The sequence below is a fragment of the Enterobacter sp. RHBSTW-00994 genome (assembly GCF_013782625.1).
Taxonomy (GTDB): Bacteria; Pseudomonadota; Gammaproteobacteria; order Enterobacterales; family Enterobacteriaceae; genus Enterobacter.
The window spans coordinates 184,599-206,852 of sequence record NZ_CP056199.1 but is presented as its reverse complement, the minus strand read 5'-3'; the positions used below and the strand labels follow the sequence as shown (position 1 = coordinate 206,852).

Below are 22,254 nucleotides of genomic sequence, written 5' to 3'. Positions count from 1 at the left end.
TGTTGAATATATTTAAATTGAAACAGAGAGAAAAGGGAGGGATAAGTGAAGTGGTGCTGATACCCAGAGTCGAACTGGGGACCTCACCCTTACCAAGGGTGCGCTCTACCAACTGAGCCATATCAGCACGTTTGGAGCGGGCAGCGGGAATCGAACCCGCATCATCAGCTTGGAAGGCTGAGGTAATAGCCATTATACGATGCCCGCATCCTGAAACTCGGCTACCCAGTTCTTTCTGTAACAAAAAAGAGATTTCTCTCTTTTTGTTTGAGCTGATTAATTTTTTAACCCGCTCAGGCGGCGATAACGCTGCCAGAAAGTGGTGGTGGGGGAAGGATTCGAACCTTCGAAGTCTGTGACGGCAGATTTACAGTCTGCTCCCTTTGGCCGCTCGGGAACCCCACCGGACTTGATGGTGCCGACTACCGGAATCGAACTGGTGACCTACTGATTACAAGTCAGTTGCTCTACCTACTGAGCTAAGTCGGCATCAAGTAGCGCGCATTTTATGGAGACATGAGCAGTCATGCAACTAAAAAATTGCATAAAACGTTCTTTCGCTCATATTTTGTGCGAAGAGAGGGTTAATCGCTGTAAATTCATGCAAACACGGTCAAAAAACCAGCATTTATGCACTATTTCCTGCGTCTATACCGTAGCGTGATGGCTCCCGCGTAACGCATCGCTTTCCCATATTTTTTCTTATTATTCCTGTCATCTGGTGTTAACCTCCTGCCCATTGTCCAAAATTAACTACTATCTGATGAGTCATTGCGCGGATGGATTACCAATGACTCACTAAAGCATGCTTATGAGCAAAAAAGAGCAAACGTTAATGACACCCTATCTTCAATTTAACCGTAGCCAATGGGCTGCCTTGCGTGATTCCGTTCCCATGACGCTGACGGAAGGTGAAATAGCGCGGTTAAAAGGGATAAACGAAGACCTGTCGCTGGAAGAGGTGGCAGAGATCTATTTACCATTATCTCGATTGCTTAACTTCTATATCAGTTCCAACCTGCGTCGGCAGGCGGTACTGGAGCAGTTTCTCGGCACAAACGGTCAGCGCATTCCTTATATCATTAGTATTGCAGGTAGCGTCGCCGTAGGTAAAAGTACCACAGCCCGCGTTCTTCAGGCGCTGCTGAGCCGCTGGCCGGAGCATCGTAGCGTTGAGCTGATTACCACAGATGGTTTCCTGCACCCCAACGAGGTGTTAAAGGAACGTGGTCTGATGAAGAAAAAGGGCTTCCCTCTTTCTTATGATATGCACCGTTTGGTGAAGTTCGTCTCCGATCTGAAATCCGGTGCACCGAATGTGACTGCACCTGTTTATTCACATCTGATCTATGACCGTATCCCCGGTGGAGATAAAACTGTTGCCCAGCCGGATATCCTGATTCTGGAAGGGCTGAATGTCCTGCAGAGCGGAATGGATTACCCGCATGACCCGCATCATGTCTTCGTCTCCGATTTCGTCGACTTCTCTATCTATGTCGATGCGCCTGAAGACTTGCTGCAAAGCTGGTACATCAACCGTTTCCTGAAATTCCGCGAAGGTGCATTCACTGACCCCGACTCCTATTTCCATAACTATGCGCAGCTCTCAAAAGAAGAGGCCACTAATGTCGCGATGTCGTTATGGAATGAGATTAACTACGTCAACCTGAAAGAAAATATTCTGCCCACGCGCGAACGCGCCAGCTTGATCCTCACCAAGAGCGAGAAACATGCTGTCGACCAGATTCGTTTGCGGAAATAAGCGATAAGCTGACATAAAAAAACCGGCGAAAATCGCCGGTTTTTTACTTCTGCATCACACGTGAGGTTTTTCGCCGTTTTCATCCTGATCAACTGCGAAGCACGCTACCAGTTGACCACCGTAATCTTTCAACTGCGGCTGCAACTGCGTGCAAGGCCCAAAGCGACGACGACAACGGGCGTTGAAGGCACATCCCGGAGGCGGATTCAGCGGGCTTGGTAGCTCGCCCGTCAATTTAATGCGCTCGCGACGATCATCCGGATTCAAACGCGGTGTCGCAGACAGTAGTGCCTGGGTGTACGGATGACGAGGATTATTAAAGATCTGGTCTTTGGTCCCCTTCTCCACACAGCGACCTAAATACATCACCATCACTTCATCAGCAATGTGCTCCACCACTGACAGATCATGTGAAATAAACACATACGACAGCCCCAGTTCCTGCTGTAAGTCCATCATCAGGTTCAGAACCTGTGCACGAACAGAAACATCAAGCGCAGAGACCGGCTCATCGGCAATCACCACATCCGGATCAAGCATCAGTCCGCGAGCAATCGCAATACGTTGACGCTGACCGCCGGAGAACATATGCGGATAGCGATCGTAATGTTCGGTTTTCAAACCCACTTTCGCCATCATCGCCAACGCTTTCTCACGGCGCTGCTCTTTGGAGAGGCTGGTATTAATCAGCAGCGGTTCTTCCAGAATCTGCCCCACTTTCTTGCGTGGGTTAAGCGAGCCATACGGGTTCTGGAAGACAATCTGGATTTTCTGGCGACGCAGTTTCTGCGCATGCGGGTCATGCTTAAGCAGATCCTGCCCCTGATAATAGAGCTCGCCGCCTGTGGGCGTTTCTATCATTGTCAGCAGTCGACCCAGCGTGGATTTCCCACAGCCGGACTCTCCCACCACCGCCAGCGTTTTACCACGCTCCAGCGTGAACGATACGCCATCCAGCGCTTTTACCAGGCGTTCAGGAGAGAATGGTCCCTTCTTCACCGGATAATGTTTTTTCAGATCGATAGCCTGCAACAGCAGTTGTTGCGCGGCGGCCTGTTGCGTACTCATAGTGTTGGCCTCCCGGCATCATCGAGTGGGTAATGGCATTTCGACTGGCGGCCGTCACCAAGTAGTGCAAGCTCCGGCTCTACAGAACGGCATTTATCGGTCGCATACGGGCAACGAGGGTTGAGCAAACACCCCTCAGGACGGTCATATTTACCCGGAACCACACCCGGCAATGACGCCAGACGCGCTTTATCCTGAGCAAATTCCGGGAGTGCCCGTAACAACGCCTGAGTATAAGGGTGACGTGGTGCGCGGAAGATATCATTCGCGGCTCCCGTCTCCACAACCTGCCCGGCATACATCACGATAATTTTATGCGCTGCTTCCGCCACCAACGCCAGGTCATGCGTGATCAGCACCAGTGCCATATTCTCTTTCTGCTGCAACTCGAGCAGCAGCTCGATGATCTGCGCCTGAATCGTCACATCCAGCGCCGTTGTTGGTTCATCGGCAATCAGCAGTTTTGGCCGACAGGCGATCGCCATGGCAATCATTACACGCTGACTCATCCCACCGGACAACTGGTGAGGATACACGTCGAGACGCGAGCCTGGATCCGGTATACCGACCTGTGTCAGCAGATCGATCGCACGCTGACGGCGGGTTTTCTTATTACCACCCTGATGCACCTTAATCGCTTCCATTATCTGGAAACCGACGGTGTAGCATGGGTTGAGGCTGGTCATCGGGTCCTGGAAGATCATGGCGACTTCAGCGCCCACCAACTGGCGACGTTGTTTCTCGGAAATGCGTTGCAGATCCTGTCCGTCAAAGGCCAGGCTCTCCGCCATCACACGACCGGGATAGTCAATCAACCCCATGATTGCCAGCGAGCTTACCGACTTACCCGAACCTGACTCACCAACAATACCCACTACTTCGCCTTGGTTCACGCTGTAACTGATGCGGTCTACGGCGCGAAACGGTGTGCCTTCGTCACCGAAGTGCACCGATAATTTATCTACATTTAATAACGCCATCTCGTGCCTCTTACTGCTTCAGTTTGGGATCAAGTGCATCACGCAGGCCATCACCCATCAGGTTAAATGCCAGCACCGTCAGCAAAATCGCCAGACCCGGGAAGGTGACGACCCACCAGGCGCTTTGCGCGAACTGCAACACATCGGAGAGCATCGTGCCCCACTCCGGTGTTGGTGGCTGCGCACCCATGCCAAGGAAGCCAAGAGCTGCCATATCGAGAATGGCGTTAGAGAAGCCAAGAGACGCCTGAACAATCAGCGGCGCAAGACAGTTAGGGAGAATATTCACGAACATCTGACGCATTGCACCCGCACCTGCCACACGAGATGCCGTCACGTAATCACGGTTAACTTCAACCAGCACTGCGGCACGCGTTAAGCGCACGTAGTGCGGAAGTGCCACGAACGTTAGTGCTAACGCGGCATTACCTATCGATGGCCCAAAGACGGCCACCAGGACCAATGCCAGCAACAGGCTCGGCAACGCCAGCATAATATCGACGATACGCATAATAATGTTGTCAACGAGGCCACCGAAATAACCGGCCACCAGCCCGAGGACGACCCCCAGAATCAACGACAGCACCACGACCAGACAACCCACCAGCAGTGACAAACGAGCACCGTACATCAAGCGCGACAGCACATCACGGCCAACATCATCTGTTCCAAGAAGGTGCGCAAACGTACCGCCATCCTGCCAGGCTGGCGGCGATAACAGAACGTCACGGAACTGGTCTGCTGGGTTATACGGTGCAAGGACATTCGCGAATATCGCGATAATGATCATGATGACCACATATACCAGGCCGACTACCGCACCTTTGTTGCGTTTGAAGTAGTGCCAGAATTCCTGCAACGGTGTCATCGGAACCGGCGCAGCGACCACTTTATTTTGAGTTACTTGTGACATGATGGCCCCTTACTTCTTATGCCGAATACGCGGGTTCACCACGCCGTAGAGCAGATCGACCAGCAGGTTAACGAGAATAATCATCGTCGCTACCAGCAGAACACCGCCCTGCACAACCGGGTAATCACGGCGTTGCAGTGCATCTATCAACCAACGCCCAAGACCAGGCCAGGAGAAAATGGTTTCGGTCAGAATTGCACCGGCCAACAACGTCCCTACCTGCAGACCAATAACCGTTACCACTGGCAGCATTGCATTACGCAACGCATGAACGATGATGACACGCATACGGGTCAGCCCCTTGGCGCGTGCGGTACGGATATAGTCTTCGCCCAAAACTTCCAGCATGGAGGATCGCGTCATACGCACGATTACCGCCAGCGGGATTGTGCCGAGCACCATGGCAGGCAGAATCATATGCGCCACCGCATCGATGAAATTACCCTGCTCACCCCAGATAGCGGTATCAATCAGCATAAATCCGGTCAGCGGATTAGAATCGTCGAGGAAGACCATATCGCTGACTCGCCCGGAAACTGGCGTCAGGTTCCACTGCACAGAGACCAGCATGATCAGCATCATGCCCCACCAGAAAATAGGCATGGAGTAGCCCGTCAGTGCCAGGCCAACAGCGGTGTGATCGAAAATAGACCCGCGCTTAACGGCAGCCAGAACGCCAACAGGAATACCCACAGCGGTCGCAAAAATCATGGCGCAGATGCCAAGTTCCAGCGTTGCTTTAAAACGCGGTACGAACTCGTCCCACACCGGAAGACGGCTTTTCAGTGAAATGCCTAAATCACCGTGTAATACACCCCAAATATAATTGAGGTATTGCTGCCACAGTGGCTTGTTCAGACCAAGCTCGGCCAGCAACTGCGCATGGCGTTCAGGGGAAATACCACGCTCGCCCGCCATAATCATTACCGGGTCACCGGGGATCATATGAACGAAGGCAAAAGTGAGAAGGGTGATACCGATAAACGTAGGGATGACAAGTCCCAGACGTCGGAGGATAAACTGCAACATAACCCGGATTCTCTCTGATGACGCACAACCAGGGGCGTGACGTCTGTATTGCTCACAAATGTAAATTCCCTCTCCCACAGGGAGAGGGTTAGGGTAAGGGGAAAGGCTGCTCGCCCCTCACCCCTGCCCTCTCCCGTTGGGAGAGGGGTACACCCTACTTATTATTCAACAGATACGTTTTCGAAGTGGTGTTTACCCAGCGGATCAACAACATAGCCTTTGACTTCTTTACGGACCGGCTCATACACAGTGGAGTGAGCCACGATCAGTGCCGGAGCCTGATCATGCATCACAACCTGAGCCTGTTTGTACAGTTCAATACGCTTGTTGTGGTCGTCAGTTGCACGTGCCGGCTGAATCAGATCTTCAAACGGTTTGTAACACCAGCGAGAGTAGTTAGAACCTTGTTTGGCCGCATCACAGCTGAACAGGGTAGCGAAGAAGTTGTCCGGATCCCCATTGTCACCAGTCCAGCCCATCATCACAGCCTGGTGTTCACCGGCTTTAGCACGTTTCAGGTATTCGCCCCACTCGTAAGTCACGATCTTGGCTTGTACGCCGATTTTTGCCCAGTCAGCCTGGACCATTTCAGCCATACGGCGAGCATTCGGGTTGTACGGACGCTGTACAGGCATCGCCCACAGTTCAACGGTAAATCCTTTATCCTGGCCCGCTTCTTTCAGCAGCGCTTTTGCTTTCTCGACGTCGTAGGTGTAATCCTTCACGTCGTCGTTATAGCCCCACATGGTTGGTGGAATCAGGTTTTTCGCGGCCACACCAGCGCCCTGGTATACGGCTTTGATGATCGCGTCTTTGTTTACCGCGTAAGTCAGCGCCTGACGCACTTTTACGTCATCAAACGGTTTCTTCTCGGTGTTGAAGGAGAGGTAACCCACGTTCAGGCCTGCCTGCTCCAGCAGGTTGATGTTTTTATCCTGCTTCATGCGAGCAATATCAGCCGGGTTCGGATACGGCATCACCTGGCACTCATTTTTCTGCAGTTTTGCATAACGCACAGAAGCATCAGGCGTGATGGAGAAGACCAGACGGTCGATCTGCGGCTTAGTGCCCCAATAACCTGGGAAGGCTTTATACAGAATACGGGAGTCTTTCTGGTACTGCAGCAGCTGGAACGGCCCTGTACCGATTGGGTCCAGATCCACTTTTTCCGGCGTGCCCGCTTTCAGCATGTTATCCGCATATTCTTTTGACAGAATAGAAGCGAAGTCCATTGCCAGGTCAGCCAGGAATGGGGCTTCCGGACGAGTCAGTACGAACTGAACGGTATTATCGTCCACTTTTTTCACGTCGGTGATCAGGTCCGGCAGGCCCATACCTTCGAAGTATTCATAGCTACCGCCAGATACTTTGTGATACGGGTTTTGCGCGTTTTTCTGTCGGTCGAAGGAGAATACGACGTCGTCAGCGTTAAAATCACGTGTAGGTTTGAAGTCTTTACTGTCTTGCCATTTCACGCCCTGGCGTAAATGGAAGGTATAGGTTTTGCCGTCTTCACTGACTTCCCACTTCTCAGCCAGGCCAGGAATAACTTCCGTAGTACCTATTTTGAATTCAACCAGACGGTTATAGATTGGTACGGAGCTTGCGTCATACGTCGTACCAGAGGTAAAAAGCTGTGGGTTAAAGCCTTCCGGCGAGCCTTCAGAACAGTAAACCAGGGTTTTTGCCTGTACGCTTGCTGCGACGGTGAGAGCCACCAGGCTCAGACCAAGCTTCAGCATCCCTGACTTCTTCAAGGAAATACTCATTATTCTGCTCCAATGTGATGTTTTGCTTTTGTTGTGTTACACCGCCTGACCTTTATTTATTTTTTACCCGGTCCGGTCGGAGATGCCCGAAGGCGTTATAAGGGATGGAGAATCCTTTCAGAAGAGCGACAGAGTTGCAGCGCAGATCCTCCCTGAAATGCCCCTCGTGCCCTACAATCTGTCAACAGAATGTGAAAACGTCAATACAGGTGACGGGGATTTACGTTGAGTGTGAGAAACCGTAAACAAAGATTAAAAAAACTTTGTCGGTATATTTTCAGCAGGGAAATTTATGCTACTCGTCATGTTGCAGCACAAACATCTTCATATTTCGCAACAGTCAGTGATTAACATTTATTCATATTACGTAAATTTTCTTACAGAATGGCGATTATCTGAGCACTTAATGCCGCGAACGTTAAAACGCACAGCGGAAAATGCTGAGGTTATCCATAAGCAACGCGAAAAAAGATCAATCTATATATAAAAAAATACAATGGATTATGTCACAAAATCGTTAACAGACAGGTTGATACGGGGATCAGGGATATTTTTCCGTATTGGCGTGGATAAATCCATAATGCAAAAAGGGCTCACCTTGCGGTTAGCCCTTTTTTAACTGTGGTCGAAGAGAGGATGACTCACTACTGCGTGGCTCTCCCTGCGAGCCGTTGCTAAAGCTACGTTCTCTCGCTTCGTTCGGGTCGAACCTCCTTCCCCGGAGATTCTCATCCTTATTAGCTTAAGATGCAAAAAACCCTGCTCTAAGAGCAGGGTTTCGAATGTGGTCGGCGAGAGAGGATTCGAACCTCCGACCCACTGGTCCCAAACCAGTTGCGCTACCAAGCTGCGCTACTCGCCGAATGCGGAGCGCATCTTACTGCTGAGGTGCGCCCTCGTCAATCCCTTATCATAAAAAAGCCATCTGATTGGCGATAAACTCGCCAGACCGGTTATTTAGCGGCTTCTGCAGTATTATCAGGGATATTGCACCAGTTGTTATTTTCGTTAATCCCACCGTTTGATGAGGTATAACCCAGGCAACCCATGATGGTGTCGTACAGCTCCACATGACGACGCGGAACTTTCATATCCGCCTCTTTTTTCAGGTGCGCAAACATCTTCGCTTTCGCCGGGTCTTCCAGATATTTATCCGACATCCAGACCATCATTGGCACACGGAACTGTTCCGGCGGAGCCATCTTACGCGGCGTACCGTGCAGATGTTCATATTCATTGATGGACTCGCCGTGGTCAGCCGCATAGAAAACAATCGCTTTCTTATCGCGCACCTGATCAATCACCGTATCAATAAAGTGATCAACATAGGTAACCGAGTTATCGAACGAGTTGATCAGCTGTTCCTTCGTACAATCTTTGTCCACACCGACGCACTCCGGCGTCCATTTCGCGAAACTGCGCGGATAACGTTGGGTGTAGTTGAAGTGCGACCCTTTGGTATGCAGGATGATCATGTGCTTGCCATCCGGATTCCCGTTCAGGGAGATCTTCATTTCATCGATCAGCAGCATGTCGTCCACGCTCTTGCCACGGTTACGGGGTTCAGCTCCAATTTGCTCACGGTACGCAATGTTTTGCGCCATGGTATTGCTGTAGAACCACATCTCGCTCTGCATGGCGTAGAGATCAGAGGTAAACCCAAGCTGGCGCAGAACCGAGAACACATTCTGCTCTTTTAGTGTACGCTGTGGGTTATCACTCGCCCCGCCCTGTCGCACAAACATGCAACGCAAGGAGAGTTTGGTGGCAGTGTCGCAAGAGTACCCCCGGAAGGCGACCAGGTTTTTCTCCTGAGCCAGTTTTGGCGTGGTATCACGACCATAACCCAGAATACCCATATGATCCCAGCGTGTCGTTTCCCCGATAATAAAGACGACATAGGTATCGTCGATATCTTTTGGAGCCACGTAGGTAAACTTCTTCGCCGGATTCATCAGCGATTTGTTATCAGAAGACTCATCCACCTGCGCCCAGGCATAAAGCCCCAGTGCAGAAATCCAGTTAGAAGGTAGATAAGAGTTGGCGACAACGCCGCCATAGCTTGGCAGATCCACACCTGAGGTACGCTCATCGTACTTCTGCTTCACTTCCAGAAGGCGAATCGGTCCCCAGACCATCAACCCGGCCAGCAGCACCAATGCAACACTTCGGATACGTTGCCCCGGCGTGCGGATCTGGTGAATCAGCGTGTACCGGCAGCGGTTACTCCAGATGAGTAACAGCGGTAAAGCACTCACAGCAAGCAGCCAGAGCACAAAGTGCAGGCCCACCACCTCTTTCGACAGGTCGATATCCGTGGTCATGACCGAGGCGATGATGCCATAGCCAATCACCACGTTCATAAAGGTCATGTAATAGCTGGCGCCTGCCGAACACAACACAACAAACGAAGCGAGTACCCGCCACACACGGCGACCAAAGAGTGAGAGCACACGAAGCAAACAGAATGTAGCCAGCACAGCAGCAACCAATTCAACAACCGCGGCAATTCCTTTCCAGGCGGTAAAATCTTGCGCGTAACCGTCAAACCGACGGAAGAACACCGCGCCATTCATAAACAGTCCGATGTACAACGCCAGCAAAAAACTCAGCTTTTGTTGTGCCATCGATTTAATGTATTTCATGCAAGCAACCCGGAAAAAGGGACAGTAACGCCGTTCACTGATGTATCAAAAGTGAACAGATTAAATAATCGCTCAGGGAATCGTTATCGGAAACGTCTACAAGCGTGGTCAGTAGACCACAGCGGAAGAAAAAAGTGGCAGCAGAGAGTGTGATCGGTACAGATATTTACAAAAAATGAATGCCGGACTGAACAACAATAAAAAACCATTGGATTTCAGAGACAAAAAAGGCCGGAAATCCGGCCTTTTTAAAAGGATAAATTAGGCGTGCGCTTCGTTAAACACTTCGCGCTGCGGCTGGCGAATCGTTGTCGACAATGCCAGGGAAAGAATCAGCAAGGCAAAAATCACACAGAAGGTCACATAGAACCCACCGAACAGGGACGCAATAAGCGAACCGCAGATACTGCCAATACCAAAGCCTAAGTAAATCACACCGTAGTTTTTCGCGAGGTTATTCAAGCCGAAGAATTCACTCACCAGCGATGGGAAGACGGTTATGGTTCCCCCAAAGTTAAAAGCGACACAGGCAATCGCGGCAAAGAACGTGGCTTCGTTCAGCGGTGCAAAGAGCAGTGCCGCCATACCCACCAGCGATACCACCTGCCCAATCGTAATCACACGAATACGGGACATTTTATCTGACAGTATCCCCAGCACCAGACGGCCAGACAGGTTAGCAATAGAGATGACCGTGACCGCATTGGCGGCAGTGAGCGCATCCAGTTTAACCATTCCCTGCGCAATATCTTTCGCCACACCAATCACATATAAACCGCTCATGCAGGCCGTCAGGAACATGACCGCCAGCATCCAGTACTGCGGTTTACGCATGGATTGCGCCAGCGTGAAATCATTTTCCATCACACCATTCACGGATTTGACTTCCTGCTGAGGCGCATCTTTCATCAACGTTGCACCAAACAGGATCATCACCAACACGATCACACCCCAGATCATGAAAGTTTTCTCCAGGCCAACGGAGGCCAGCAGATGTGAGTCGATAAATTTGAAACCCAGACTGCCCAGTCCATAGGAGCCAATCGCGAAGGCCGAGATCAGCCCTTTACGTTCAGGAAACCATTTCACGCAGTTAGACAGCGTCAGCAAATACCCTGCACCGTCTGCCAGACCAACCAACACCCCGGCGCTTAGCCAGAGCATCATTAAATTATGAGAGTGAGCCGTGAGGAAGAACCCAACCCCCAACAGAATGCCGGATGCCATGGTGACGCGCTTAACACCAAAACGTTCTTGTAATTTACCCGCGACAGAAGAGGAAAGAGCAAGGCCAAGGCTCAGTAGACCGAAGGAGAATGCGACCTGGCTGACCGGTGCGCCGAGCTTATCGGAAAGCGCGCTATTAAACAGACTCCATGTATAGACCGATCCCAACGCAAACTGCGTCACGATAGTTCCAAATAGAGTCAGCCAGCGTGTGCGGTTATAAGTTGATGTGTTCATGGCAGTTGTCCTGCAAGAAAAAATAAGGGAATTCGCTGCAGACAACGATAAACAAAACCGTCAATTACCTGGGGGAAAACGGCATGAAATGCAGGAGGAGCGGAATGAAATGCCTGGAATCGGGAATGAATGACCTGGTCGGGAAACTGTGCCAGCATGTGTTAGTGCATACTATCGCTGCAGCCCCGACTGTCATTGTACTGAAGATGTTATCATAACGTTTAAAAACGTAACACACTAGAATCTGGCGCTCACACCAAGTGTGTAAAGAAAGTCTGCGCCCGTTGTCGTGTTATCAGCCTGAGACAACGATGCATACGCCGCCATATGCGGGTTTAACAACACATCGGCCCCAACGGTGACATCAACCCAGTTGCCATACTGCATAGGTGCTGGAGACTGTGCCATTCCAAACTGAGACTTCCACTGATTTTCACCAAACTGCTGGTTATAGCTTACCTGCGCCCAGGGACGAAGATCGCCATATTGCGTGTCGACACGCCAGCCGAGCGTGCTGACGCTTGCATGCCAGAGCGGATCGGTGAGAGATTGCGTCGTCGGGTTATCGCCAAACTCGTTATACATCGTCGGCGCTGAACCGTCATAACGCCAGGCCATAACCGGCCCGGTGGTAAAATGGTCGGCAATCGGAAAATTCAATCCCACACTCATTGACGTAGGCACGTCTACCACCGCGTCAGATGGCAAATTGAGAGTAAGGCCCACTGCATTTTGCGACGTCTGAATACGCTCCGCGAGAATATCGTCATAACGCGGTTGGTGATCGGCATCCCATGTATAGCGTTCAGCCGTATTACTTTGTGTATCTGAAACGATATATTCCTGTTGCCAGGCATAAGCTGTGTTACAAAAAAGCAAGCAGACTGATACACCCACCAGGCCAGAAACAGCATGGCGGCCACTGATTTTTTTTATCATCATCAAAGCGACTCCAGAAAGAGCCGAATTCGGCGATATTTGTCATTGTTTAGGAAGAGATGTGAGGGCATAGCCCTGTATTAACTATTGTCTCTTTAGCAGACACGTCAAGCCGGGCAGATTGAAATTTTTGCGATTTCAGTATCAATAAGGGAGATAACCTATGCAACGTTGCGGCTGGGTAAGCCAGGATCAGCTCTATATCGATTATCACGATCAGGAATGGGGCGTGCCGGAAACCGACGGAAAGAAACTCTTCGAGATGATCTGTCTTGAAGGCCAACAGGCAGGCCTGTCATGGATTACGGTTCTGAAAAAGCGGGAAAATTACCGTGCTGCCTTCCATCACTTTGATCCTGTCACGATTGCCAGCATGACCGAACAGGATGTTGAAAGACTGGTTCTGGATGCCAGCATTATCCGCCATCGCGGTAAAATTCAGGCCATCATCGGTAATGCGCGTGCGTACCTGACCATGGAGCAAAACGGCGAATCCTTTTCAGATTTTGTCTGGTCATTTGTGGATCACAACCCAAAGATCACGCAGGCCGCAACGCTTGCAGAGATCCCCACGTCCACACCCGCTTCAGATGCTTTATCTAAGGCGCTGAAGAAGCGTGGCTTTAAATTTGTGGGCACAACCATCTGCTATTCCTTTATGCAGGCTTGCGGTCTGGTCAACGACCATATCACCGGCTGTTTCTGTCATCCAGGGGGCCACGATGATCCGCAAATGGCAAAGTGATGACCTTGCCCCACTTTTGAGCTTATGGCTTGAGAGCACAACCGAAGCACATCCCTTTATCGATGCAAACTACTGGAAAGAGAGTGAAAGCATCGTACGTGATGTCTACCTCCCTTCAGCGGAGACCTGGATCTGGGAACAGGACGGATGCCCACGCGGGTTCATCAGCGTGATGCAATCACAGTTTGTCGGAGCACTGTTTGTCGCACCGGCCTTTATCGGAAAAGGGATTGGGCATGCGCTGCTGAATTATGTTCAACAGCGCTATCCCTATTTAAGCCTTGAGGTGTACCAGAAGAATGTCCGGGCGGTGAATTTCTACCATGCGCAGGGCTTTCGTATTGAAGACAGCGCCTGGCAGGATGATACCCAACACCCGACATGGATCATGAGCTGGCAGGTGGATCAAACGCCGTTAACGTAAGTTCGGGTCCCTGATATTTCTCTACCCAGGCCAGTGCCGTGTTCCCTGAACAACCATTCCCCAGCTTAGAGCTGGGGAGATCTTTGGTTAGCACGTTGACGGCCCCATTTTTACAAATGCCACCTTCACTCCGTTCCAGGTCTGGCCAGGCTCCCTGATGGATGCAAATCACACCGGGTTTAATCCCGTCGCTGACAACCGCGCCTGCCAACACCTGTCCACGCTGGTTCCAGACGCGCACCACATCACCATCAACAATGCCACGCGCTTTCGCGTCGTCTTTATGGAGCGTAATAGGCTCGCGCCCAGCGACCGCATACTGTTCACGCAGTGACGTGTAGTTAAGCTGGCTGTGCAGACGGTGCGCCGGATGCGCCGACAAAATCTGAAGTTGCTGCGGCTGCGCATTCCCGTGCCATTCATCTGGCTCCAGCCACATCGGGTGTGGTGGACAGTCGGCATAACTGAAGCTGGCAATACGCTGGCTGTAGATCTCAATTTTCCCGCTTTCGGTCTTCAGCGGATGATTCTGCGGGTCACGGCGGAAATCAGCAAAACGAACAAACTGGGCATTTTGCTCGCTTTCCGGCATCTCGAAGATCGCATTCGCCTCCCAGAATTCAGCAAACGGTGGCAAGGTGACGCCCTGCGCTTCCCCACGCTGCCCGGCAATCTGGTAGAACGTTTCCAGCCATTCGAGATCGGACTTCCCTTCAGTGAAACGCGCTCGTCCTCCCGGCTCCCAGCGTTCGCTGAGTTCGGCAAACACCTCCAGGTCATCACGCGCTTCATCACGTGGGGCCACCACACGCTTCATCGGAACCATATGCTGGTTGCTGTAGTCCCCGGTCATGGTCAGGTCGTTACGTTCAAATGATGTCGTCGCAGGTAACACAATGTCCGCGTGCTTGGCTGCGGCCGTCCAGAAGCACTCCGAAATCACAACCAGCTCTGGCTTCTGCCACGCGCGAATCAAACGGTTTGTATCCTGATGATGGGTAAAGTTTGCGCCACCCGCCCACCAGACAAAACGGATATCCGGGAAATGACGATCCATGCCATTGTGTTGATAAAAACCACCAGGATTTTCCAGCGCCTCCACGATGCGCGCCACCGGAATTTTATCCACAGCATCAATGCCATCCTGTACGGATCCTTGCATTGACGCCAGCACCGCGGCTTTACGCGTTGGGTTTCCGCCATTTGCAAAGTGATAGGAGAGGCCAAAACCGCCACCCGGTGTGCCAATCTGCCCGAGCATGGCGGCCAGTGTCACCAGCATCCAGTGTTTTTGCTCACCGAACTGCTGACGCTGCATCCCCCACCCCGACATCAACATCGTGGTGTTGGTATGGAATAATTTGGCAAGTTCGCGAATTTTGTCTGCATTTACGCCACAAATTTCCGCAGCCCACTCTGCGGTTTTCGCCGTGCCATCGGTTTTCCCCGTCAGATAGTCCGCAAATTTGTCATAGCCCGTGGTGCAGCGAGCAAGAAATGCCTCATCCTGCCAGCCATTTTCGACCAGCGTATGAGCGATACCCAGCATCATCGCCACGTCAGTCCCCATATGCGGCGCAATCCATTCGGCACTGTCGCCCAGGAAATCCATCGTCTCGGAACGCATTGGGTCAATGCAAATCACGCGTTTACCGCTTTTACGCAACGCATCAAAATACGGAATACCCTGTTCATCGGTGGCATTCCACGCAATCTTGAGCGTATTGAGCGGGTTAGCGCTCCACAGCACGATCACATCCGTATGTTCCAGTACCAACGGCCAGCTGGTTTGCTGTTGATAAACTTCATTGCCTCCGACGACATAGGGCATGATGGCCTGCGCCGCACCGGTCGAGTAATCCCCCAGATGCCCGGTGTATCCTCCCGCCAGGCTCATATAGCGTTGCAGTAGCGTTGCCGCTTTATGTAATACCCCGTTTGAGCGCCAGCCGTAGGAACCTGCAAAAATCGACGACGGGCCGTAGCTGTCGCGGATCCGTTTATGCTGCGCATGAATCAGCGCAAGCGCGTCATCCCAGCTCACGCGGACAAACTTATCCTGACCACGCACTCCCTGCGGTTGATCCGGTGATGCCAGGAAGCCTTTACGCACCATCGGCCAGCGGACGCGGGTTTTACTGTGTACCTGATCGCGAACCACGGTTTGTAAGGAGTTAGGGTGTTGAGTGGGTAATGCCCCACGGGATGACAACACGTTCTCGCCATCGGTTTCGACCAGCATCGGTCCCCAGTGGGCGGCGGTCAGAATAGTTTTTGTTGAGGTGGTCAAAGCGTGCGCTCCTGGTTGCGTGCAGGTTTACGGCCTTCTTAGATGAGGCTGTTTATGGTTTGACACAAATTTCGGAGTTATCCCCGGAATTTTCGACATATCTGGACGTCATAATCAACCGCCAGCCTCGTCGTGGCAAAGAATAAAAAGGATTAAGGAAAGAAGATGAAAAAACGCGTACTCGTCATTGCCGCTCTGGTGAGCGGGACTTTAGCTTTATCAGGCTGCACAACAAACCCTTACACCGGTGAACGTGAAGCGGGCAAAGCGGGCATCGGCGCAGGCCTTGGCTCGCTGGTTGGCGCAGGTGTTGGCGCACTCTCCTCCTCCAAGAAAGATCGCGGCAAAGGCGCTCTGATCGGCGCAGCAGCAGGCGCTGCACTGGGCGGGGGCGTGGGTTATTACATGGATGTGCAGGAAGCGAAACTGCGCGACAAAATGCAGGGGACAGGCGTGAGCGTGACGCGTAGCGGCGATAACATCATCCTGAACATGCCAAATAACGTGACCTTCGACAGCAACAGCGCGACGCTGAAACCTGCCGGAGCAAATACCCTCACGGGCGTGGCAATGGTTCTGAAAGAGTACAATAAGACTGCCGTGAACGTGATCGGATACACCGACAGCACTGGCAGCCAGGATCTGAACAAACGCCTGTCACAGCAACGTGCCGACTCGGTCGCCAGTTCGCTGATTACCCAGGGCGTTGACGCTAACCGTATCCGTACCAGCGGTATGGGCCCGGCAAACCCGATTGCCAGCAACAGCACGGCTGAAGGTAAAGCACAGAACCGCCGTGTAGAGATCACGCTGAGCCCGATCCAGTAGATTTCGTATTCCCCCTCTCCCCAGGGAGAGGGTTGGAGTAAGGACATCAGGCCTCACACTCCAGTATGAACCGCTTGCCATCGTTGATTTTCACGCTAAGGTGTTCTCACTAAAGTCAGGGAAATCAGCGATGAGCAAATCAACACGGGCCACCATCAGCGATGTGGCAAAAGCCGCTAAAACGGGTAAGACCAGTATTTCACGCTATCTTAATGGCGAGAAACACCTGCTGTCCGACGCGCTGCTGGCACGTATTGAACAAGCTATCGCCGAACTGGATTATCACCCAAGCCTTATGGCTCGTGGCCTGAAACATGGCCGGACCCGACTTATCGGCCTGATTATTGCCGACATCACCAACCCCTATTCCGTTAACGTGCTGAGCGGCATTGAAGCGGCCTGTCGTGAAAAAGGGTTCACTCCGCTGGTCTGTAACACCAATAACGAAGTTGACCAGGAACTGCATTATCTTGATTTACTACGCAGTTATCAGGTGGAAGGTATTGTCGTCAATGCCGTTGGCATGCGCGAGGAAGGGCTAAATCGCCTGCAACAATCCTCTCTGCCGATGGTACTTATCGATCGTAAAATTCCGGAATTTGCCTGTGATGTGGTCGGGCTGGATAACACGCAAGCAGCAACCACAGCGACAGAACACCTTATTGAACAAGGCTTCGAGGCCATTTTGTTCCTGAGTGAGCCGCTGGGCACGGTGAACACCCGCCGGGATCGCCTGAGTGCCTTCCGTGCTACGCTGGCACGCTATCCTGGCGTGATCGCGGAAAATGCCGAAACACCACTGCATGAATCTGAACAGATCGACAATATCCTCCGCCAGTTCCACACCCGCCATCGCGGCATGCGCAAAGCCGTTATCTCCGCCAACGGAGCACTCACTCTTCAGGTTGCTCGTTCACTCAAGCGGATTGGCCTGCACTGGGGAAGTGATATCGGCCTGCTCGGGTTTGATGAACTTGAGTGGGCAGAACTTGCGGGCGTAGGGATTACGACCCTCAAACAACCGACCTGGCAAATTGGTTTTGCTGCGGTCGAACAGGTCGTTCGCCGCATTGAAGGCGCCAGCGATGTTGTACGCGAGCAAGTCTTCTCCGGTGAACTGATTGTCCGCGGCTCTACGGCCCGTTAACTCCCCTTCGTGATGCCGATCATAAATTCAACATCCTGACCTTTTCTTTGGAACCGGTTCCATCTAGCGTAATACATATTGATATTGCGATGGAGTCAGCCAATGAGCAGGAAAATTATGGTAGTTACCGCCGCGTATGGCGCGGATCAGGTGCGACAAGCTGGCGGTCAACGGGCGATCCTGCCGGTGATTGCCGCCGCAGGGGCCGACGGGGTAGAGATCCGCCGTGAATTATTCAGTCCTCAGGAGTTGCAGGCTTTGCCTGCATTGAGCGAATCCATTGAGCTGCTGGGATTACTGGTCTGCTACTCCGCCCCTGCCGCCCTGTTTATGCCTGACGGCTCACTCAACCCGGACCTGTCGCGCTACCTTGCCGAAGCCAGCACGCTAAATGCCCTGTGGCTGAAAGTTTCTCTGGGGTATTTCCAGGATAAGCACTCGCTGGAGGAACTCCGCGCACAGCTTCGCGAAAGCGGCATGGCGTTAGTTGTCGAAAATGATCAAACCGACTGCGGTCAACTCGCTCCCATGCAACGCTTCAAAGCCGCCTGTCGGGTTATGGAACTGCCCATTACACTCACTTTCGATATGGGAAACTGGCTGTGGGCGGGCGATTCGCCGGAAGAAGCCGCACGCCACCTCGCCCCCGCGGTGAGCTATATCCATGTCAAGGCCGCAGTCCCGCATAACCAGCATTTCCGCGCCATCGCGCCCGATCATGCTGATGCCCGCTGGCTGGATCTGCTCAACCAGTTACCTGTCGATGCGCCGCGCGGAATTGAGTTTCCGCTGGAAGGCCCGGATTTAACCGCCATCACACGCCATTACGTTAACCTGCTGCGTGAGGAATAAGACGATGCAAAAGACGCTGGACGTTATCACCATCGGCGAAGCCATGGCCATGTTTGTTGCTACAGAAACAGGGGAGCTGAGCGCCGTAAACCACTTTATCAAACGCGTGGCAGGTGCAGAGTTGAACGTTGCGACCGGTCTGGCACGCCTGGGCCTGAAAGTAAGCTGGGTGAGCCGCGTGGGCACAGACAGTTTCGGCCAGTTCGTTCTGGACACACTGAATAAGGAAGGAATTGATCCTGCAGGCGTCACACAAGACGAACGCTTCGCAACCGGTTTTCAGCTTAAATCTAAAGTTGAAAATGGAACCGATCCCATCGTTGAATATTTCCGTAAAGGATCAGCAGCAAGCCACCTGTCCATCGCAGATTATCATGCTGACCATTTTGCGGGCGCACGACACCTTCACCTGAGCGGTGTCGCTGCGGCACTCTCTGCCAGCTCATATGAATTGCTCGATCACGCGGCGGCAAGCATGAAGGCACAAGGTAAAACCATCTCTTTCGATCCAAACCTGCGTCCGGTGCTGTGGAAAAGCGAAACGGAGATGATCGAGAAGTTGAATCATCTGGCTTTCCAGGCCGACTGGGTACTGCCAGGCCTCAAAGAAGGGATGATCCTTACAGGGAAAAATACGCCCGACGCGATTGCAGATTTTTACCTGAATCAGGGTGTAAAAACCGTGGTCCTGAAAACCGGGGCCGATGGCGCATGGTTTAAAACGACCAATGGTGAACAAGGTGCTGTTGCGGCGATAAAAGTTGAAAACGTAGTCGATACCGTCGGCGCAGGGGATGGTTTCGCCGTGGGCGTGATCAGCAGCCTGCTGGAAGGTCAAACGCTGCATCAGGCCGTCACGCGGGGCAACAAGATTGGGTCGCTGGCGATTCAGGTGCAGGGCGACAGTGAAGGATTACCTACGCGCGCGCAGCTCGACGCATAAATATCCTCTCCTTTAGGGAGAGAGCCTGGGTGAGGGGAAAACCCACACCACACAATGAAACCACCGTGTACCCTACATACAACGGCGGTACAAACCTCAACAACAGAGGCAAGCCTATGAACAGTTCGACCAATGCAGTCAAACGCTGGTGGTACATCATGCCGATCGTGTTTATCACGTACAGCCTGGCGTACCTTGATCGTGCAAACTTCAGTTTCGCATCCGCCGCAGGGATCACCGAAGACCTGGGGATCACCAAAGGCGTCTCATCACTGTTAGGCGCCCTTTTCTTCCTGGGCTACTTCTTCTTCCAGATCCCTGGCGCTATCTATGCAGAGCGCCGCAGCGTGCGAAAACTCATTTTCGTCTGTTTGATTCTTTGGGGAGGTTGTGCCTCATTGACGGGGGTGGTGCATAACATCCCGGCGCTTGCTGCCATTCGCTTTATCCTCGGCGTCGTCGAGGCGGCCGTGATGCCCGCGATGCTTATCTACATTAGCAACTGGTTTACCAAATCCGAACGTTCTCGCGCTAACACCTTCCTGATCCTCGGGAACCCGGTTACGGTCCTGTGGATGTCGGTGGTGTCCGGCTACCTGATTCAATCTTTCGGCTGGCGCGAGATGTTTATCATCGAAGGTGTTCCGGCTGTTATCTGGGCATTTTGCTGGTGGGTGCTTGTGAAAGATAAACCAACCCAGGCGACGTGGCTTTCCGAAGAGGAAAAAGCTGCGCTGCAAGCGCAACTGGATAAAGAACAGCAGGGCCTGAAAGCGGTGCGCAACTACGGAGAGGCATTCCGTTCCCGCAACGTTATTCTGCTGTGCATGCAATATTTCACCTGGAGTATTGGGGTGTACGGTTTCGTTCTGTGGCTGCCGTCAATTATCCGGAGTGGTGGTGAAAACCTTGGCATGGTGGAAGTGGGCTGGCTCTCATCCGTCCCTTATCTGGCAGCAACCATCGCGATGATTGTCGCGTCCTGGGCATCGGACAAGCTGCAAAACCGCAAACTGTTTGTCTGGCCACTGCTGCTGATCGCGGCCTGCGCGTTCATTGGTTCATGGGCTGTTGGCACAAACCACTTTTGGGCTTCTTACACGCTACTGGTTATTGCCGGTGCTGCCATGTATGCCCCGTATGGCCCGTTCTTTGCCATTATTCCGGAAATGCTGCCGCGTAACGTGGCAGGTGGCGCAATGGCGCTCATCAACAGCATGGGCGCGCTCGGGTCGTTCTTCGGCTCCTGGTTTGTTGGCTACCTGAATGGTGCAACCGGTAGCCCTTCGGCCTCGTACATATTTATGGGGGTAGCGCTTTTCGCGTCAGTGTGGCTTACTTTGATTGTTAAGCCTGCTAATAATCAACAACTACCCATCGGCGCACGCCACGCCTGAATCCTTTAAAATCAACGGAGATTAGCATGAAGCCGTCCGTCATTTTGTATAAAGCACTGCCTGAAGATCTGCAAAAACGCCTGGAAGAACACTTCACTGTTACCCAGGTGAAGAACCTGAGCCCGGATACCGTAGCACAACACGCAACGGCGTTTGCCAGCGCTGAAGGTTTGCTGGGTTCAAGCGAGAAAGTAGATATCGCACTGCTGGAGAAAATGCCGAAGCTTCGTGCTACCTCGACCATTTCCGTGGGGTACGACAACTTCGATGTCGATGCACTGAACGCCCGCAAGATCCTGCTGATGCATACGCCCTATGCCCTGACGGAAACAGTGGCGGACACACTGATGGCGCTGGTGCTGAGCACTGCCCGTCGCGTGGTCGAAGTGGCCGAACGTGTGAAAGCGGGTGAATGGACCAAAGGTATCGGCCCGGACTGGTTTGGCGTGGACGTCCACGGTAAAACGCTGGGGATCGTCGGCATGGGACGCATTGGCCTGTCTCTCGCACAACGTGCGCATTTCGGTTTCAATATGCCGATTCTGTATAACGCACGCCGTCATCACAACGAAGCCGAAGAGCGCTTTAACGCGCGTTACTGTGATTTAGATACCTTGTTGCAGGAAGCTGACTACGTTTGTCTGATCCTGCCGCTGACGGAAGAAACCCATCATCTGATTGGCAAGGCTGAATTTGGCAAAATGAAGAAATCGGCCATTTTCATTAATGCGGGCCGTGGTCCGGTGGTCGATGAGAAAGCACTGATTGAAGCACTGCAAAACGGGGAGATCCATGCTGCTGGGCTGGATGTATTCGAGCAAGAGCCGCTGCCGGTTGATTCCCCGCTGCTGACGCTGCCCAACGTGGTTGCCCTGCCTCACATCGGCTCTGCCACCCATGAAACTCGCTACAACATGGCCGCAACTGCAGTGGACAATCTGATTGCCGCTCTCAGCGGAAAAGTTGAGAAAAACTGTGTTAACCCGCAGGTTCAGCAGTAGAAACGAAAAAACCCGCCAGAAGGCGGGTTTTTAAATTCTTGTGCTGCTGAGTTGGAAG

The 22,254-nt window shown here is 52.4% G+C and carries 18 protein-coding genes, 5 tRNA genes and 1 other RNA gene; 9 read left to right on the top strand and 15 right to left on the bottom strand.

Features of this window, described 5'->3' with window-relative positions; genetic code table 11:
- Positions 1 to 51: 51 nt before the first annotated feature.
- The 4 genes from HV346_RS00985 to HV346_RS00970 all read right to left on the bottom strand — a co-directional run bounded on the left by HV346_RS00985 (position 52) and on the right by HV346_RS00970 (position 489).
- A tRNA-Thr gene (locus HV346_RS00985) sits at positions 52 to 127 on the bottom strand.
- Positions 128 to 132: 5 nt separating this feature from the next.
- A tRNA-Gly gene (locus HV346_RS00980) sits at positions 133 to 207 on the bottom strand.
- A gap of 113 nt (positions 208 to 320) precedes the next feature.
- Positions 321 to 405, bottom strand: a tRNA-Tyr gene (locus HV346_RS00975).
- Positions 406 to 413: 8 nt separating this feature from the next.
- Positions 414 to 489 (bottom strand) — tRNA-Thr (locus tag HV346_RS00970).
- A gap of 322 nt (positions 490 to 811) precedes the next feature.
- On the opposite strand from HV346_RS00970, the gene coaA reads away from it, so the two are divergent.
- The gene (gene coaA, locus HV346_RS00965; RefSeq protein WP_220131483.1) at positions 812 to 1,762 is read left to right on the top strand and encodes a type I pantothenate kinase; all 951 of its coding nucleotides are present in this window, start codon (positions 812 to 814) and stop codon (positions 1,760 to 1,762) included.
- A gap of 54 nt (positions 1,763 to 1,816) precedes the next feature.
- Here the strand turns inward: coaA and dppF are convergent, their stop codons facing one another.
- The 10 genes from dppF to HV346_RS00915 all read right to left on the bottom strand — a co-directional run bounded on the left by dppF (position 1,817) and on the right by HV346_RS00915 (position 12,572).
- Complete coding sequence (gene dppF / locus HV346_RS00960; protein WP_181621785.1) at positions 1,817 to 2,830, bottom strand: dipeptide ABC transporter ATP-binding subunit DppF; 1,014 nt, start codon at positions 2,828 to 2,830, stop codon at positions 1,817 to 1,819.
- Positions 2,827 to 3,810, bottom strand: coding sequence for a dipeptide ABC transporter ATP-binding protein (gene dppD / locus HV346_RS00955; RefSeq protein WP_181621784.1), 984 nt, complete (start codon positions 3,808 to 3,810; stop codon positions 2,827 to 2,829). The genes dppF and dppD overlap by 4 nt, the downstream gene beginning before the upstream one ends.
- 10 nt (positions 3,811 to 3,820) lie before the next feature.
- On the bottom strand, positions 3,821 to 4,723 hold the full coding sequence (gene dppC / locus HV346_RS00950; RefSeq protein WP_181621783.1) for a dipeptide ABC transporter permease DppC: 903 nt from the start codon (positions 4,721 to 4,723) through the stop codon (positions 3,821 to 3,823).
- Positions 4,724 to 4,732: 9 nt separating this feature from the next.
- A complete protein-coding gene (gene dppB, locus HV346_RS00945) occupies positions 4,733 to 5,752 on the bottom strand; it encodes a dipeptide ABC transporter permease DppB (protein ID WP_181621782.1) in 1,020 nt (339 codons plus the stop codon).
- Positions 5,753 to 5,913: 161 nt separating this feature from the next.
- On the bottom strand, positions 5,914 to 7,521 hold the full coding sequence (gene dppA, locus HV346_RS00940) for a dipeptide ABC transporter periplasmic-binding protein DppA (protein WP_181621781.1): 1,608 nt from the start codon (positions 7,519 to 7,521) through the stop codon (positions 5,914 to 5,916).
- A 622-nt stretch (positions 7,522 to 8,143) separates the two neighbouring features.
- A non-coding RNA gene (locus HV346_RS00935) (RtT sRNA) lies at positions 8,144 to 8,274 on the bottom strand.
- A gap of 32 nt (positions 8,275 to 8,306) precedes the next feature.
- Positions 8,307 to 8,383 (bottom strand) — tRNA-Pro (locus tag HV346_RS00930).
- A gap of 91 nt (positions 8,384 to 8,474) precedes the next feature.
- Positions 8,475 to 10,166 carry a kdo(2)-lipid A phosphoethanolamine 7''-transferase gene (eptB, locus tag HV346_RS00925; RefSeq protein ID WP_181621780.1) on the bottom strand — a complete coding sequence of 564 codons (1,692 nt, stop codon included), beginning with the start codon at positions 10,164 to 10,166 and terminating at the stop codon, positions 8,475 to 8,477.
- 261 nt (positions 10,167 to 10,427) lie between these two features.
- A complete protein-coding gene (locus tag HV346_RS00920; protein ID WP_181621779.1) occupies positions 10,428 to 11,630 on the bottom strand; it encodes an MFS transporter in 1,203 nt (400 codons plus the stop codon).
- Positions 11,631 to 11,867: 237 nt separating this feature from the next.
- On the bottom strand, positions 11,868 to 12,572 hold the full coding sequence (locus HV346_RS00915) for an autotransporter domain-containing protein (protein ID WP_181621778.1): 705 nt from the start codon (positions 12,570 to 12,572) through the stop codon (positions 11,868 to 11,870).
- A gap of 160 nt (positions 12,573 to 12,732) precedes the next feature.
- Here HV346_RS00915 and tag point away from each other — a divergent pair, with 160 nt between their 5' ends.
- Both tag and HV346_RS00905 read left to right on the top strand, forming a co-directional pair.
- Positions 12,733 to 13,314: a DNA-3-methyladenine glycosylase I gene (gene tag, locus HV346_RS00910; protein ID WP_181621777.1), complete on the top strand. Its 582-nt coding sequence runs from the start codon at positions 12,733 to 12,735 to the stop codon at positions 13,312 to 13,314.
- Complete coding sequence (locus HV346_RS00905) at positions 13,292 to 13,738, top strand: N-acetyltransferase (RefSeq protein WP_181621776.1); 447 nt, start codon at positions 13,292 to 13,294, stop codon at positions 13,736 to 13,738. The genes tag and HV346_RS00905 overlap by 23 nt, the downstream gene beginning before the upstream one ends.
- Here HV346_RS00905 and HV346_RS00900 read toward each other — a convergent pair.
- On the bottom strand, positions 13,701 to 15,980 hold the full coding sequence (locus tag HV346_RS00900) for a molybdopterin guanine dinucleotide-containing S/N-oxide reductase (protein WP_239006618.1): 2,280 nt from the start codon (positions 15,978 to 15,980) through the stop codon (positions 13,701 to 13,703). The two genes, HV346_RS00905 and HV346_RS00900, sit on opposite strands and share 38 nt — an antisense overlap.
- 213 nt (positions 15,981 to 16,193) lie before the next feature.
- Between HV346_RS00900 and HV346_RS00895 the strand changes: the two genes are divergently transcribed.
- From HV346_RS00895 to ghrB, 6 genes are all read left to right on the top strand, one after another.
- Positions 16,194 to 16,856: an OmpA family lipoprotein gene (locus HV346_RS00895; protein ID WP_181621774.1), complete on the top strand. Its 663-nt coding sequence runs from the start codon at positions 16,194 to 16,196 to the stop codon at positions 16,854 to 16,856.
- A gap of 130 nt (positions 16,857 to 16,986) precedes the next feature.
- Positions 16,987 to 18,003 carry a LacI family DNA-binding transcriptional regulator gene (locus HV346_RS00890; RefSeq protein WP_181621773.1) on the top strand — a complete coding sequence of 339 codons (1,017 nt, stop codon included), beginning with the start codon at positions 16,987 to 16,989 and terminating at the stop codon, positions 18,001 to 18,003.
- Positions 18,004 to 18,105: 102 nt separating this feature from the next.
- Positions 18,106 to 18,855, top strand: a complete 750-nt coding sequence (locus HV346_RS00885; RefSeq protein WP_181621772.1) for a sugar phosphate isomerase/epimerase — start codon at positions 18,106 to 18,108, stop codon at positions 18,853 to 18,855.
- Between the two features lie 4 nt (positions 18,856 to 18,859).
- Positions 18,860 to 19,798, top strand: coding sequence for a sugar kinase (locus tag HV346_RS00880; RefSeq protein WP_181621771.1), 939 nt, complete (start codon positions 18,860 to 18,862; stop codon positions 19,796 to 19,798).
- 116 nt (positions 19,799 to 19,914) lie between these two features.
- Positions 19,915 to 21,195 (top strand): MFS transporter, encoded by a 1,281-nt coding sequence (locus HV346_RS00875; RefSeq protein WP_181621770.1) that lies wholly within the window; start codon positions 19,915 to 19,917, stop codon positions 21,193 to 21,195.
- A gap of 26 nt (positions 21,196 to 21,221) precedes the next feature.
- Entirely contained in the window at positions 21,222 to 22,196 is a 975-nt protein-coding gene (ghrB, locus tag HV346_RS00870; RefSeq protein ID WP_181621769.1) for a glyoxylate/hydroxypyruvate reductase GhrB, read from the top strand.
- Positions 22,197 to 22,254 lie beyond the last annotated feature (58 nt).